This window comes from Pseudomonas sp. JY-Q, assembly GCF_001655295.1.
GTDB lineage: Bacteria > Pseudomonadota > Gammaproteobacteria > Pseudomonadales > Pseudomonadaceae > Aquipseudomonas > Aquipseudomonas alloputida.
On record NZ_CP011525.1, the window covers coordinates 790,777 to 804,855 of the forward strand.

A 14,079-nucleotide genomic window follows, 5' to 3' on the forward strand; every position below is an offset into this window, starting at 1 on the left:
AATCTGGATTGACGCAGTACTTGTGGAAGCAGCCCTGGCAAGCTGTCAGGAAGCCCGCACCCAGTCCGCCGCTGCCCGCCCGGCGCGCAAGCCGCTGGCAAAGCACGCCGTGAGCAGATAACCCCCGGTCGGCGCCTCCCAGTCCAGCATCTCGCCGGCACAGAACACCCCCGGCACGGCCTTGACCATCAACCCCTCATCCAGCCCCTCGAAGCGGACCCCGCCGGCACTGCTGATCGCTTCATCCAGCGGCCGCGTGCGTACCAGGGTGATAGGCAATGCCTTGATGGCCCGGGCCAAAGCATCAACGTCGGCAAAGGTCGCCTGATCGGTCAGTTCGCGCAGCAGTGCGGCCTTGACCCCATCAATCCCCAGCTGGCTGTGCAGGTGCTTGGCCATGGAGCGTGAACCGCGTGGTTTGGCCAATGCCTGGGCAATCTTGTCCACAGGCTTGTCCGGCAGCAGGTCGAGCAACAACACCCCGCGGCCTTCACGGTGGATGGCCTCGCGTACCGGTGCCGACCAGGCGTACACCAGGCTGCCTTCCACACCGTGGGCGGTGAGGATGAACTCGCCCTTGCGCGGTGCGCTGCCCGGGACGCTGAGGGCGATGTTCTTCAGCGGTGCGCCCGCGAACTTGTCCTTGAGCAGCGCGCTCCAGCCCTCTACTTCAAAACCGCAGTTGCTCGGCTGCAAAGGCGAGATATCCACAGCCCGTTCTGCCAGCAGCGGTTGCCAGCTGCCGTCAGAACCCAGGCGCGCCCAGCTGGCGCCACCCAGCGCCAGCACCACGACCGAGGCTTTCACCTGACGTTCGCCCTGTGGATAAGCAATTCGCAAGCTGCCATCGGTGTTCCAGCCCAACCAGCGATGGCGGGTGTGGATAACTACCCCGTTGTCGCGCAGGCGCTTGAGCCAGGCACGCAGCAACGGTGCGGCTTTCATGTCGGTGGGGAACACCCGGCCCGAGGTGCCGACGAAGGTTTCGATGCCCAAACCATGAATCCACTGGCGCAACGCGTCAGCATCGAAGTCGCGTAGCAGGGCCTCGATTTCGCCTTGGCGTTCGGCATAGCGTGCTACGAACGCCGGGTAGGGCTCGGAATGGGTGATGTTCATGCCGCCGACGCCCGCCAGCAGGAACTTGCGGCCCACTGAAGGCATGGCATCGAACACCTCGACCGCCAGGCCTGCCTTGGCCAGTGCTTCGGCAGCCATCAGGCCGGCGGGGCCGCCACCGATGACGACAGCGGGGGGAGGGGATGCGGGGGTCAGATCGGGCATGGTGGGCAGCAGGCTGTGGAAAAGAGGCGCATTCTACCGCAGCGCTGCCCATGGAAGCACTGATCAAAAAATAGCCAGTGTTATACAGGCCTTGCCAGTAAAGGGCTACAGCGCCTTTCGCGCAGGTTATCCACAAGCGGTTCCACAGTCATTGTGAACAACCTATGACACGTGCCGCGCTGTGGTGAAGGATGCCGTGGCGTCTGGCCAAGGCTGTGCGGTCCTTGCTGTAGCCTCCGCCGATCACGCCCATCACCGGGATGTCGCGGCCCAGGCAGTGGCGCAGCACGGCTTCGTCACGGGCGGCAACGCCTGCGTCGGTCAGCTGCAGGTAGCCCAGGGCGTCGTCCTTGTGCACGTCGACACCGGCGTCATACAGCACCAGGTCGGGTTGATAAAGCGGCAACAGGTAGTTGAGGGCGTCGTCCACCACCTTCAGGTAGGCAGTGTCGCCCATGCCTCGGGGCAGGGGGATGTCCCAGTCGCTTTGTGCCTTGCGGGCGGGGAAGTTCTGCTCGCAGTGCAGCGACACGGTGATGGCCTCGGGCGTGTCGTGCAGGATGCGCGCGGTGCCGTCACCCTGGTGCACGTCGCAGTCGAAGATCAGCACCCGGTGTACCCGGCCTGCTTCCAGCAGGTAGCGGCTGATGACCGCCAGGTCGTTGAAAATGCAGAAGCCGGCGGGGTGGTCGTAATGGGCGTGGTGGGTGCCACCGGCGAGGTGGCAGGCGATGCCGTGCTGAAGTGCCATCTCGGCAGTCAGCAGTGAGCCCCCGACAGCGCGCACGGTCCGCCGGGCCAGGGCCTCGCTCCAGGGCAGGCCGAGGCGGCGCTGGTCCTCGCGCGACAGTTCGCCGTTCATGTAGCGCTCAATGTAGCTGCGGTCATGGGCCAGGGCGAGGATGTCGTTGGGGCAGATGTCCGGGCGCAGCAGGGCCTGGTCGGTGGTCAGCCCGCTGCCGACCAGGTGGTCGTGCAGCAGGCGGAACTTGTCCATCGGGAAGCGGTGTTCAGCGGGGAACTCCGGGCTGTAATCTTCGTGGTAGATCAGCGGCAACGGCATGGATGGGGTCGCAATCAGGGCCAGTGCTGATCTTGCCATGACGGGTGACTGCAATGGGAGTACCTGTTTCTTGCGCCGGTACCGGCCCTTTGTGGGAGCGGCCTTGTGTCGCGATTGGGCTGCGCAGCAGCCCCAGCAATGTGTGCATCTGCGCTGAAATTTTGGGGCTGCTGCGCAGCCCAATCGCGCAGGCGCTTGAGCCAGGCACGCAGCAACGGTGCGGCTTTCATGTCGGTGGGGAACACCCGGCCCGAGGTGCCGACGAAGGTTTCGATGCCCAAACCATGAATCCACTGGCGCAACGCGTCAGCATCGAAGTCGCGTAGCAGGGCCTCGATTTCGCCTTGGCGTTCGGCATAGCGTGCTACGAACGCCGGGTAGGGCTCGGAATGGGTGATGTTCATGCCGCCGACGCCCGCCAGCAGGAACTTGCGGCCCACTGAAGGCATGGCATCGAACACCTCGACCGCCAGGCCTGCCTTGGCCAGTGCTTCGGCAGCCATCAGGCCGGCGGGGCCGCCACCGATGACGACAGCGGGGGGAGGGGATGCGGGGGTCAGATCGGGCATGGTGGGCAGCAGGCTGTGGAAAAGAGGCGCATTCTACCGCAGCGCTGCCCATGGAAGCACTGATCAAAAAATAGCCAGTGTTATGCAGGCCTTGCCAGTAAAGGGCTACAGCGCCTTTCGCGCAGGTTATCCACAAGCGGTTCCACAGTCATTGTGAACAACCTATGACACGTGCCGCGCTGTGGTGAAGGATGCCGTGGCGTCTGGCCAAGGCTGTGCGGTCCTTGCTGTAGCCTCCGCCGATCACGCCCATCACCGGGATATCGCGGCTCAGGCAGTGGCGCAGCACGGCTTCGTCACGGGCGGCAACGCCTGCGTCGGTCAGTTGCAGGTAGCCCAGGGCGTCGTCCTTGTGCACGTCGACACCGGCGTCATACAGCACCAGGTCGGGTTGATAAAGCGGCAATAGGTAGTTGAGGGCGTCGTCCACCACCTTCAGGTAGGCAGTGTCGCCCATGCCTCGGGGCAGGGGGATGTCCCAATCGCTTTGTGCCTTGCGGGCGGGGAAGTTCTGCTCGAAGTGCAGCGACACGGTGATGGCCTCGGGCGTGTCGTGCAGGATGCGCGCGGTGCCGTCACCCTGGTGCACGTCGCAGTTGAAGATCAGCACCCTGTGTACCCGGCCTGCTTCCAGCAGGTAGCGGCTGATGACCGCCAGGTCGTTGAAAATGCAGTCAGCATGACCATTTCTTACATGTAAACTTATTTAGTAAAAGGCCAATAAAATCATAGGGTTATTGCGTTCTTTTTGCGAAATGATGAATTGTGATCCAGGGGTAATTATTATTTACCTATTGGTTCTGTAAACAATGAACCCTTATAAAATCAAGCTCGTGCGATTCGAAAGTGGCGAACGGTTTCCTGTCCTTTGTACAAGGCGAGACGGTATGCCCGTGCTCAGTGGGAAGTACACCGCCCCTCTGACCAGAATCACAGCGGGTACGGTTGGCGTGATCCTCAACTTGGCGCTGTCCTTCGGCTACCACATGCGTTGGCCCAATGGATTTGAAGACGCTTTCGATTGGTCACCTGCGCTGATTGCAGTCGGTGCTGCGCTAGCGCTCTTTCGATTCAAACGGAGTGTGACTAGGTATTGTACGCCTCTGCATTGGCCAGACTTATTATCCAAATCATTAAATAATGCTGAACGTCCTGCCTGTTTTGACGGGAAGCAGTCGTCAGCAGGCACAACATGCCGGTTTTGACGACCTGCATGTTGTGCTCACTTGAGAAAGTTAAACGAACGCTTCGTCGTCTCCTCCACCGAAGAAGCCCTCGTGAGCATAGTGGGCATCTGATACCGGCTCTTCCTGTGCCACAGGTGGTTCTTTTGCAGGTGCCTGGTTCGCGAGTTGATCAGCACCATCGTCCTGGAACATCCCCATCAGCATGTTACCAAGCACCATGCCACCCGCCACACCGGCGGTCGTTTGCAAGGCGCCCGAAAGGAATCCGCCACCTTGCTCTAAAGTAATAAGTTCTTGGAATATCAGTTGTATTCCAGTACGTAGGTCATGGTCGCGTCTCCCCGACCTGGTTTCAACTTCCCCGTCTGGCTCGGAGCATACTGTGCTACGCCGGAAAACCGGTAGACCTCTGCCATGGCTTCGCTGCGTAACCACTCGAGCTCAATTGAGTTGTTTTTATTAAAGGGTAGCACTTTCCCCTTGTTTGTGGTGAGCGCTATATGAACGCCACTGGCTACACCCTCCTGCCCAGCCCCAGAAAGATTTAGTTTGCCGGCGCCTGGAGAATCGCCCTCAAAATATATCTTAATAGGAACTGGTTTATTTGGCTTTAAGCCAAGGCATCGCACCTCAAAAGAAAAATCTTTCTTGGGCGAGGTGTTAGCGCCAATCATTTTAATTTGCTGCTTTCCCATTGATACATTAAGGTTGCTAGTAGTTGACGCGCAACTAGTAAAATACGTCTCATTGATTAGTTCGCTAGATTGTGCCGAAGAGGCAAATTCTATTGTGCTTGGACTTATACCGGGAGCTTTAAATAAGACACGGAAATCAGAGGTTACTTTTCCTGACCCGACCACGAAGCCTGTACGTATGTACTCGACTTTTATGCTCGTCGGGCTCGCTTCATATCTGGGTTCGTCATAGACAATTGTCTTCTGCGGCGGGGTCCACACCAGCCTTGAGTTGGCGTATCCAGTGATGCGGATACCCACACCCTGAACGTTTGTTTTATAGACATCCATGATACCTGCAGGCTCCAACCCCTTGATGTCCAAGATGGCTTCTAGCTTATCAAGCCGGTCACAATTAACAACACCAAGCCTAGCCCCTCCCCCAGAAAAGCTGGCCAGTACACCGCCGATTGGAGTGAGGCTCATTGTGATGCTCGGGGGAACAACAACACTATTGTACGGATCAGGTCGAAATCCCGACATCACCTGATCCCATTTGCAAGCGGCCCATAATGAGCTACTTTCAACTAGCACAAAAATTCCGATCAACCCAACCAATAGCCGCATTCTAATCTCCTAGCAGTGAAAGTTAATTACTGTGCTGACGACGTGCGGCAGCGCAGCTCAAAGCGCTCATAGGCCCTATCTCTTTTCACAGGAGTTAGATGATATTCGGCCTTGCAACTGCCTGAGCTCCAGTTGAGCTCCAGTACGCCTTGATCATGAATGCCGAACACCAAAAGTCTCGACAGATTGTCGACGATGCCTAGCACTTTGCCCTGTGAGTCACGAGCTTGGGCACCGAAGGGAATTGGCTGGCCACTGTCCTGCTTCAGGTCAAATTGTACGCGCCGACCTTGTACGGAGGCGTAGCGCGCTTTGACGATGGCGCCACGGGTCGGCACAAGCATGGCACTGCTCTCGCTCACTTCAGTGTTGTTGCCCAGCGTGGTGGTATCCAGGTTGATCCAGTTGTAGCGATAGGGCTGAACGTAGGGCACTACGGCGTATCCCTTACGGTCGGTGCGAATGGAAGCTGAACTGTCCACGCCGGCCCCAGAGACGTCAGGAACCTCGATCAACGCAAAGGTTTCCCCCAGCGGTTGGCCGAAGGTGATGCCGTCTTGGTGCACCACCACAGATCCACCGGCACTCAGGTCCATGTGTTTGTTGTCGCGACTCTGATTGTAGTTGCCATTGATCCGCGAAGTAGGGGTGTCCCATCCCAGGCCGATGCCACTGGAGTTACCGCTCTGCTTGCTGTGCCCGGTCTGGACGGAATAGCTGAGCGTACTGCCCTCATTGAGAAATCCCGAAACACCACTTTGCACACTGGAGTCGCCGTGCTGTGAGGCCAGGGCATTGGCATACAAACGATGCGATCTGTCGCTACGTCCCAATGGAATACTCAGCGACGCGGTGAACTGAGTATCCGAGTTCGGTCCGCCAGAGCCTTCGGTATGGGCGATGGCGAGGCTGTAGCTGGCATAGGCCAGGGTGCCGCTGTAGCCGAACTGCCAGTTGCGCGTTCGGCCCTGACGGTTCCAATAGCTGCTCTCGCCCAGGCTGGCGTACATCGAGCCACGTTGTCCCAGTGATTGGTTGATGTTCATGTCTAACCGGCTTTTTTGCCGTCCGGACGATTGTTCGTTGAAGTACGTCAGGTCATCGATGTGCTGGCTGAAGGTCCGATAGCCAGCGGTTGAGTAGCGGTAACCGGCCATCGTGAAGCTCGTATCGGTCGCGTTGAAAGTCTTGGAGTAGAGAAACCGCGCGCTCTGACCTTCATCAGTGTTGCCCTGTAAGCCTTTTGACTGACTGTTGGTTACATCAAAAGAAAAGCCGCCTATCCCCGAGTTGACCCCGAAGCCAACGTTTGCGGCTTTGTAATCCTGTGCCGTTAATCCACCGCCATAAGTCGTTAGGTTGTTCGATAATCCATATACCACTGTGCCTTGGATGAATCTGGGCGAAGGCTGGCCGTCATAGGCGTACTCACCAGCAGCCAGGCTGTAACGGAAGTTACCTTGACGGGTCATTACCGGCAGGTAAGAGTAGGCCTGCGAATACTCTCTCACCAGCCCATCAGCCTCGATGATCTTGATCGTCAGATCACCACTGGAACCACTGGGGTAGATGTCGGCAATTTCAAACGCTCCTGGTGGCACGCTCGTGGAGTAGATCACATAGCCGTTTTGCCGCACCTCAACGGTCGCGTTGGTCTCCGCGATACCACGCACTACAGGCGCATAGCCGATCTCGTTATCCGGTAACATGCCGATATCGGAATTGATCTGAGCGCCGCGAAAACGCACGCTATCGAATATCTCGCCCTGACTGTAGAGTTCGCCAATGGCAAACTTGCTCTTGAGACTCGACAGGTCGTGCTCGGCATAGTTGCGGTTGCTGCGAAAGGTACTTTTGCTGCCGGTGCCGCCGGTCCATGCAGACTCGTTGCGCAGGCGCCAGCCCGAGATGTTGAAACCGCTGCGCAGACCAAGGTAGCGATAGTCGCTACGATTGCCGTTCGAGTCGTTACGACTGAAATTGGCCTGGTAATCGGTATAGAGGGCGGTAAGGCCCTGATCCCACAGGGAAGGGTCAACATAGCCGTGCACCTGACGTTTTACGTAAATCTGCGGCACGCTGATTTCCAAGGCCAGGCGAGTCACCTCGAACTCTAGTGTCGCGCCCTTGATCAACGCCATCAGATCGACGATCTGTGAAGGGTTGGCGTTAGTCGGAATAACGCCATCTTTCTTCAGGCGCTGGATATCGACCCCTAACTCTTCGAGCAGTGCCAGTCGGATGATCGGCTTTACCTTACCAGAGCTGCTGTCGAGGATGAAGCTGATATCCTGACGCTTCGACAGTGACTGGTTAAAATAGATATCAACATTGTAGGTGCCGGGTTGCACCGTATTGCCCTGTTCAAAATATTTAAGGTCAATGGAAGTGCCTGCTTTGTTCAAAAACAGTTCGTTGAATTGTACCTCTGTTGCCGCTGCTTGTGCTGTAACCCCCAAGGTTATGACGCACGAAACTCCGGGAAGGAAGGCGGCGTTAAATTTCCTGGCTTTCCTAAATTTCGTTAAAGTTGGCATGTGCCCACCCGTCAGCCTGACTTCTGAAAGTGCCAGAAATCAAGATTTTCATTAATAAACTGTCTAGACTTTGCCCGTGCTTAGTTTCAGCCAGAGGTGGCGTTCGACGCGTGCTAGTGGCTCAGTTTGATTGAGTGAGTGTCATGACCGCCGTAATCATTAATGCTGCTGAATTCTACGGTCGTGGGCTTGACCGTTTTACCGGCGGGGAGTCCTTGCACGTTGAAGACTTGCGTCTTGCCCGGGGCAATCATGCCGACGGAGACGGGGTAGCTAGCTGAGCCGTTGTTCAGCGTGACGCTCGCGAAAGAGACGTGGAACGCCGAAGGGTTGCGTATTTCAACGGCCGCTTTGCCTGACTGTTCGACTAGGCGCCAGTGCAGTTGTTGTGGGGCTTCATCGGGCTTGCCCACCAGGCTGGCTGGCCGATAGAACAGCTTCAGTCGCTGGCGCACCGCAATCTGCAGGCTGTTGTCGTCTTTGGATTTCTGCGGGATTTCCTGAACATTCAGCCTGAACAGCGATTCTTTATCGCCTGGCAAATGCTCGCCGGAGTAGAAAATTCGCAACAACTGCTGTTTGTTACCTCCCAGACGACTGAGCGCTGGTGTTATCACGAATGGCACATTTTGCGCACCATCTTTGACCTCGGGTTCGATCCAGGACTGGATCATGATGTCTTGCGCGCCCTGGTTCATCACCAAGATGGAGGCTTCCTTGCTAGGCTCGGTGTACAGCACCCGCGTTCCGCCCAGCATGATTCCCGCATTGGCCAGCGAGTTGAAGCAGGTCAGCGCCCCGAGCAGTGCCACTTTTGCAAACATCATCGTTTTCATCGACAACTCTGTAGATAGCTAAGGGGTGTAACTACACCCCTTTGTTACTCGACGGGATTATTCGTAGCTCAGGGTGAACGGCAGAGTACCGGTGGCAGTACCTGGCTTGACTGTCCAACCATTGGCCACATAGGCCGCACGCAGACTTAGTCTGGCTTTGTAGCCAGCTGTCGCATCGCCTGAGAGAGCGCCTCTGATGCTTTCGTTCGACGACAGGTTCAGTAGCTTGTTGGCGGTGTTGTAGATGCCGATGCCAACACCGGCAGCGGTGCCGGCGGTTCTCAGCAAGCTAGGATTCTTGCCGTCGATGCCCGAACCACTACTTGGATCAAATTGCATGGTCACTGCGGTCAAGTCGGCAGCGGTCGTGCCACAATCGAGGTTGAGGTTGATAGCCTGGCCTGCCGTGATTCCGCCACCGGCTACCCCCTTGAGCGAATTGGAGCTGATTTTGCCGAGCTTGACGTCAATAACCTGATCTCCGGCCGCGCCACTGACGCTTGTGCCTGCACCGCCACTGATGCTGCAGGACGCCGCGACAATTTCACCGGAGAAGTTCACGGTGCCGTCGGCTGCGATGGCGTTGCTGGCAATAAAACCTGTGGCAGTGATGGCCAGGAGTGCTTTAATGGGTTTACACACAGTTTTAACTCCTTAATGCAAATTTGAAATGCTATATTCTTCAGATTAGGTTGTTTGCGAGCGCGGGCTGCTTAAGTGATGGGTGCTGAGATTGAAAGTCTTGCAGGCCATGTGGTCGGCGTTAGGGCTTTCGAAAGTACACCTGTAATTAATGCCCACAACTGCAGCGATCACGCAGCCAGGGTTGCACTATTTTCTGATCAGACGGCGTATTGGGTAGGCCGGTGAAGTTGGCACTTCTGCTGGCTGTGGAGCGCTCGGATGAACGAGGAAGTGGTTACAATTATAGAAAAATGTTCTTCATGTCATGTCCATTGCTATTGGTCGGGTAAGGGCATTTGTGGAAATGCCCGTGAACAATAACGGCTATAGCTATTTGCGGACATCAGACGATTCTTAATTCGGATGCTTTCGATAAGGCGGTACCGTGAACGTCAGCCGAAAGCATTGCACGCTAAGCAAAGAGCAAGGGATACCCACCAACTTCTGGTGCGCCAGGTTGCAGTGGATGTCGAGGTTACAGAACTTGCCCTTAACGCGTCCTTAGGCAGGCTTTCGGTGATGCCTATGTCCATGACGATCATGCGCTCGGCAATGGTGACATCATAGGACTAGGCATCGTTGTCGATGGCACCAGTCAATGCAATTTTCTAATGGAGGGTTTAGTTGAAAATGCTACGCGCCAGGCAATAGGTCAACAAATCCTGATCACTGCTGACTTCGAGTTTGCGCATGGCAGATATTTTTTGTGCGCTGATGGTCTTTGCACTTCTGCTCTGGCTGCGCGCTATATCGCTTACGCTTTTCCCGGCAACGAATAATCGCAGTATTTCAAACTCTTTCGGCGATAGGCTGGCCACACGCTCATCGATAGCGGTATTGGAATCAATTACTGAAGTTTTCGCAGGTTCCAGGCTTTGATACGTGCTTTGACGGGCGATGGCATTGAGTGCCAGTTCGATTTCCGTATGGAGTTGATTTTTCTGAATGACACCAACGACTCCCAGCTCCTGTAGGCGGGTAAGAATCAGGTGGTTGGAGATCATCGTCAATATCAGAACCTGGACGTGAGGGTAACGACGTTTCAGGTAGTCGACCAGTTTGAGCCCGTCGCCATAGGGTGAATCAGCGGGCATATTGTAGTCGCTGATAACGATGTCGACCGTTTGTTGTTCAAGCAGTTCGATCAGGCCCCTGGAGCACACGGCCTCGCCAACCACACAAAAGCGTGGGTCGCGCTCGACCAGCTCGCGAACACCGAGAAGGACGATGGGATGATCGTCAGCGATGATGACCTTGAGTTTTTCCATAAATACGGCCCGTTATACCGGTGCGAAGGGGGTCCATACGGTTGCACGTAGTGGTGTGGTGAGTTTACGCGAGGGTGTCCAGGATTGTCGCAAGACGTTCTAGTACCTGCTGTACTTTCTGCGTAATGGGGGCATCGAGCTTCGCGTTGTGCAACTGATCCTCCAGGTCGACGCACTGTCTGGCCAGGCGGCTGGCCTGGACCGCACCGAGTGCGCCGGCCATGCTATGCAGGCGCTCGGCGATGGCTCTGGCATCTTGCTGTGCGAGCGCGCTGCTGATGAGCTCGATGTCCTGTCGCATGGTATTGATAAACAGCGGCCGCATTGTCGGTGACAGTTTTACGCTATCAGTGGGCGTTGCGGTGTGCGAAGTGCTCAGGGTTTCGGCGTCGAGCCGTGAAGGAGCACTGTGCAGCATGGGTTTGCACAGTTTGATCAGCTGTGCCCGCAAGGTTTTCAGGCTCAGCGGTTTGACAAGCCAGGCGTTCATCCCCACTTCCATGCAGCGTAAGCCTTCCTCGCGCATAGCGTTGGCAGTCACGCCGATGATCGGCAAGCGGCTGTCGTGCGCGCGGAGGGCCTTGGCCAGTTCATAACCGTTCATGACCGGCATATTGACGTCGGTGAGCACCAGGTCGAAGACCTCGGGTTGCCACAGGTGCAAGGCCTGTTCGCCATTGGCTACGACCACGGCGCTGCACCCTAAGGCCTCGAGCTGCTCCTTGAGGATGGCCTGGTTGATCGGGTTGTCTTCGGCTACGAGGATATGCAACTGCAGGTTCACGCTACGTTGTTCGGGTGCTTCACCGGCTGGTCGGCAAGTCCCTTGACGGGCCAGCACGATGGCCTGAGCTACTGCTCGCAGATCATGCATGTCGACGTCCCAGTGGCCATCACTGTATTGGGCGGGGTTGCGTCCACCGCTGATACAGCAGATCCGTTGCCCGTTCCAGGGCAGTTCAGGTGTGGTTGCAAGGACTTCAACCAGCAGCGCCTGTGGGTTGTCTGGCGCTTGTGGGGGAATTGTCAGGGTCGCATCCACGCCCAGGCGCTCAAGCCAGTCGCAGTAACTTTGCCCCAGTTCCGGGAGTGGCGCGCGCACATACACAGGTGTCGGGTCGCGTTCGATGGCGGGGCAGTCGGGCAGCTCGCCAGGCAACACCGACAAATTCATTTTCAGGGAAAAGCTACTGCCCAGCCCCGGCTCACTGACCACTCTCATCTGCCCGCCCATTAACTCGCTGAGCCAGCCGCAGATTGGCAGGCCCAACCCCGCACCGCCTTCGCTGGATGCATCCTTGACCTGATAGAACAGCTCGAACAGTTTCGCCTGCTGTGGTTCGCCGATGCCGATACCGGTATCGGTGACTTGCCATTCAAGGCTGACCTTTCCCTCCGTGAGCTCCAGCACACGGGTACGTAACACCACCCGGCCGGTGTCGGTGAATTTGATGGCATTGCTCAGCAGATTGTTGAGGATCTGGCGAATCCGCATCGGATCTCCGAGCACCCTGCCAGGCAGCCGCGCGTCGGTGCAGGCGTAGAGCTGCAATCCCTTGCGCTCGGCGAAGGCGGCGTAGGTATGCAAGGTGTCTTCGAGCATGTCCAGCGGGCAGAATTCAACCGGCTCGATGGCCATCTGGCCGGATTCAATCTTGGAGACATCCAGCACATCGCTGATGAGTTGGAACAGGGTGGCCGAAGAACGCTGGATGGTATTGAGGTAAGCCAGCTGGCGTGGCTCCAACGGGGTCAGGCCAAGCAGTTCCAACGTGCCCAACACGCCGTACAGCGGTGTGCGGATTTCATGGCTCATGGTGGCCAGGAACAGGGTCTTGGCTTCGTTGGCGGCATCGGCGGCGCGCCGGGCGTGTTCCAGGGCATGGGCATCTTCGACATGCCGTGTGACGTCGTTGAAGGCATACAGCCGCACGTCCTGGCCCTGATAACGGGTAGCGACGAAGCCGACTTGCAGGTGACGGCCGTCGATTTCCAGATCGTGCTCTGCGGTATTAGCGTTGTCCTGTTGAAGATTCAGGGCTTTGACCAGTGCGGCGGTGCCTTGCCATTGCCGGGCCCGCTGGTTTTCCAGCAGTATCTGCTGGTCCGCGCAGCGCACCACGCACAGTCCGGTCGGCGCGGTGTCGATCACCACGCGGCTGAAAGCCTCGCTCTCGGCGATGCTTGCGTGGGCCTGGCGCGCTGGGAGGATAACCTGTTTCTTGTACCAGCGGCTGGCCAGCCAGCCCAGGCCGATGATGGCCAGGAGCGAGAGCAGCAAGGTGGTCAGTGACCAGAATGCGTAGCGGAAAAAACTTTTGAAGCTAATGGTGTAGATGGCCGCCCAGCCGGGACCGTCGTGGTTGACCAGCTTGAACACCAGACCTTCTGGCTTGAGGTTCACGCCCTCGTGCAGATGTGATTCCGGGCGCTGAATGCCAATCAGTACTTCACCGGCCGGAGCAATCAGGGTGAAGCGGTCATACACCATCCAGTCCATGATGCGTTCAAAGTCGTTGATCTGTGACAGGTCGAGCAGCGAGGCCACAATACGGCGGGCGTCGCTCCCCTTGACCTGCGCCTGTTCGGATTTGGACTGGAGATTGACATACGCCAACAAGCGCGCAGGTGTTGTGCGGTCGGGCACTTCGACATAGCTTCGCCAATCGATCCCGTTGTTCATCAAGTATTGGCTGTCTTGCGGTGTGCGAGCCCGGACGGTGTTGAACACATCGACGAAACTTTCGTTGATGTTCATCATCTTGCCGCGTGAACGTCCGGTCGCAGGCACGGTAATGTCGTAGCTGTCGTGTGGCCCGAACAGAAACACTTGCGGTGAAGGGAAGTGCGAAGCTGACCAGAACGTACTGTAGAGGTCTGCCAGGTTTGCCCCCAGGCCAAAGATCTTGGGGTGTTCATGAGCAACAACTTTGTCCTTGTCGAGTTTGACGCTGAAGGGTAATGAGAACGAGAACGCCTGTCCTTGGTAAATGTTTGGTCCCTCGTTCGGCAAGGGTGAAAGCAAATGCACCTGTGGGCTTTCGTCAGACAGCTGTGTCCCCTGCGCAGCCAGCGTTTTCAAAAAGGCTTCCTGCTCCTGAATGTTTTCCAGCAGGCGGGCAAAATGAAAGCGCACCGTGTCATGGTGTTCTTCGACCAGGCGCTGGATCGACCAGAAGCTGGTGCCGACCAGCAGCAACGCCAATACCAGCAGAATCATCACCCCTTTGTTCAGGCGTAATGAACTGCGGGTGAGGTTTTCCAGTGAGGCGTTGTTTTGCTTCATGAACAGTGTCCGCAGGGCCTTAAAATACTGAGATCCGATGAATGTTACCTCTGAATAGTGGTCG

General features: G+C 57.0%; 9 protein-coding genes and 3 pseudogenes. 1 reads left to right on the forward strand and 11 read right to left on the reverse strand.

The window, feature by feature from the left end:
• Window positions 1-45 precede the first annotated feature (45 nt).
• The 4 genes and pseudogenes from AA098_RS03540 to AA098_RS03555 all read right to left on the reverse strand — a co-directional run.
• The gene (locus AA098_RS03540; RefSeq protein ID WP_054889737.1) at window positions 46-1,284 is read right to left on the reverse strand and encodes a TIGR03862 family flavoprotein; all 1,239 of its coding nucleotides are present in this window, start codon (window positions 1,282-1,284) and stop codon (window positions 46-48) included.
• A 148-nt stretch (window positions 1,285-1,432) separates the two neighbouring features.
• Window positions 1,433-2,347: a histone deacetylase gene (locus AA098_RS03545; protein WP_004576004.1), complete on the reverse strand. Its 915-nt coding sequence runs from the start codon at window positions 2,345-2,347 to the stop codon at window positions 1,433-1,435.
• A gap of 182 nt (window positions 2,348-2,529) precedes the next feature.
• Window positions 2,530-2,916: pseudogene (locus AA098_RS03550) on the reverse strand (NAD(P)/FAD-dependent oxidoreductase); the annotation flags it as partial.
• Between the two features lie 148 nt (window positions 2,917-3,064).
• Window positions 3,065-3,589, reverse strand: a pseudogene (locus AA098_RS03555) (histone deacetylase); the annotation flags it as partial.
• A gap of 232 nt (window positions 3,590-3,821) precedes the next feature.
• Here AA098_RS03555 and AA098_RS29700 point away from each other — a divergent pair.
• Window positions 3,822-4,057: pseudogene (locus tag AA098_RS29700) on the forward strand (chromate transporter); the annotation flags it as partial.
• Between the two features lie 94 nt (window positions 4,058-4,151).
• Here AA098_RS29700 and AA098_RS27905 read toward each other — a convergent pair.
• The 7 genes from AA098_RS27905 to AA098_RS03585 all read right to left on the reverse strand — a co-directional run bounded on the left by AA098_RS27905 (window position 4,152) and on the right by AA098_RS03585 (window position 14,015).
• Window positions 4,152-4,415, reverse strand: coding sequence for a DUF2076 family protein (locus AA098_RS27905; protein ID WP_082916939.1), 264 nt, complete (start codon window positions 4,413-4,415; stop codon window positions 4,152-4,154).
• The gene (locus tag AA098_RS03560) at window positions 4,406-5,404 is read right to left on the reverse strand and encodes a fimbrial protein (protein ID WP_003249830.1); all 999 of its coding nucleotides are present in this window, start codon (window positions 5,402-5,404) and stop codon (window positions 4,406-4,408) included. The genes AA098_RS27905 and AA098_RS03560 overlap by 10 nt, the downstream gene beginning before the upstream one ends.
• 26 nt (window positions 5,405-5,430) lie before the next feature.
• Window positions 5,431-7,941 (reverse strand): fimbria/pilus outer membrane usher protein, encoded by a 2,511-nt coding sequence (locus AA098_RS03565; RefSeq protein WP_256545211.1) that lies wholly within the window; start codon window positions 7,939-7,941, stop codon window positions 5,431-5,433.
• A 113-nt stretch (window positions 7,942-8,054) separates the two neighbouring features.
• Complete coding sequence (locus AA098_RS03570) at window positions 8,055-8,777, reverse strand: molecular chaperone (RefSeq protein WP_033725390.1); 723 nt, start codon at window positions 8,775-8,777, stop codon at window positions 8,055-8,057.
• Window positions 8,778-8,834: 57 nt separating this feature from the next.
• The gene (locus tag AA098_RS03575; RefSeq protein WP_003249837.1) at window positions 8,835-9,419 is read right to left on the reverse strand and encodes a fimbrial protein; all 585 of its coding nucleotides are present in this window, start codon (window positions 9,417-9,419) and stop codon (window positions 8,835-8,837) included.
• A 662-nt stretch (window positions 9,420-10,081) separates the two neighbouring features.
• Window positions 10,082-10,729 (reverse strand): response regulator, encoded by a 648-nt coding sequence (locus tag AA098_RS03580; protein ID WP_003249839.1) that lies wholly within the window; start codon window positions 10,727-10,729, stop codon window positions 10,082-10,084.
• Between the two features lie 64 nt (window positions 10,730-10,793).
• Window positions 10,794-14,015: a hybrid sensor histidine kinase/response regulator gene (locus tag AA098_RS03585; RefSeq protein ID WP_064613841.1), complete on the reverse strand. Its 3,222-nt coding sequence runs from the start codon at window positions 14,013-14,015 to the stop codon at window positions 10,794-10,796.
• Window positions 14,016-14,079 lie beyond the last annotated feature (64 nt).